2 protein-coding genes and 1 pseudogene are annotated in these 1,043 nt (G+C 55.5%); 1 reads left to right on the top strand and 2 read right to left on the bottom strand.

Features of this window, described 5'->3' with window-relative positions:
* Positions 1 to 267: pseudogene (locus AC1DH9_RS29755) on the top strand (pseudouridine synthase); the annotation flags it as partial.
* 139 nt (positions 268 to 406) lie between these two features.
* Here AC1DH9_RS29755 and AC1DH9_RS29750 read toward each other — a convergent pair.
* A complete protein-coding gene (locus AC1DH9_RS29750; RefSeq protein WP_145017075.1) occupies positions 407 to 628 on the bottom strand; it encodes a YgdI/YgdR family lipoprotein in 222 nt (73 codons plus the stop codon).
* Between the two features lie 76 nt (positions 629 to 704).
* On the bottom strand, positions 705 to 1,043 hold a 339-nt coding region (locus AC1DH9_RS29745), incomplete at its 5' end, for an NTP transferase domain-containing protein (protein WP_477809405.1).

Below are 1,043 nucleotides of genomic sequence, written 5' to 3'. Positions count from 1 at the left end.
GAGACGGCCATTGAAGTCATGGAGAAAAATGCCGATCTCTGGCGTTATGCGTTGTATCCGGTGACTGGCAAAAAGCACCAGTTAAGGGTCCACATGACGGCGTTGGGGGCGAGTATCTGCAATGACCCGTTTTATCCCGACGCATTGAAAGATGTTGAAGATGATTACGCCAATCCGTTGAAACTGTTGGCCAAAGGCTTGCGTTTTATCGATCCGGTGACCGGGCTTGAGCGAAGCTTCGAGAGCGAAATCACCTTGCAGTGGTGATTCCCCCTACGGTGGTGACTGCGCAGCTCAAGCGCGGCACTCAGTAAGTGGCTTGGGCTGAGCGAGGTCTGCTTTTGCCAGAGATGACAAAGCCCGCACATTGGCGGGCTTTTTATGTACCTGGCTGTCGCCGTGAGGCTTACAGGTCTTTAACGGTACGAATCTGATCTTTGTTGATGCGGGTGTGCTTGCCATCCAGTTGCTCGAATTCGTAAAAACCCGATTTGGAATCAAATTGTGGTGTGTCGACCGACTGGATCTCGCGACCGTCATTCAAGGTGATCACCGCGGGCGATGAGCAACCGGCGAGGGTAGCGAGGCCCAGTGCGAGCATKAGAGTGGCGAGGGTCCGATGAGTCATGTGATTTCTCCGAATATGAATTCTTTTGAGTACTGGGCTGAGACGTATGCCTGGCGCGCAAGTTCCTTGGTTGACCTCATTCTGGCACGTTGCTGTGCAGGCTTAACAGTTCAGGTGTATTCAGGTTGGCCAGGCGTCGATCGTTTTCGGGGCATTGCAGTGCGATGGCACCCAGGTTGCGCATGATGCGTCCGGGGCTGCGTTCACCCTCGTTCCAGGCGTTTTCAAACTCGCCTGCCAGCGCTACAGGGATAATGCACAGCAACGGTTCCCAATGATCGCCCTGGCGTAGCATCAAGGGTTTGTCCGGCTGTTGGCAGGCGGCTTCTCGCATGGCCGTGAGCAGTTCGGCGTCAATGCGCGGCACGTCGCAAGGCAGTACCATCAGATGGGGATGTCGTGCGGCCGCCAACCC

The sequence above is a fragment of the Pseudomonas sp. 05T35 genome (assembly GCF_056396605.1).
Note: the sequence above shows the minus strand (reverse complement) of the source record. Positions and strands in the feature narration are given on the sequence as shown.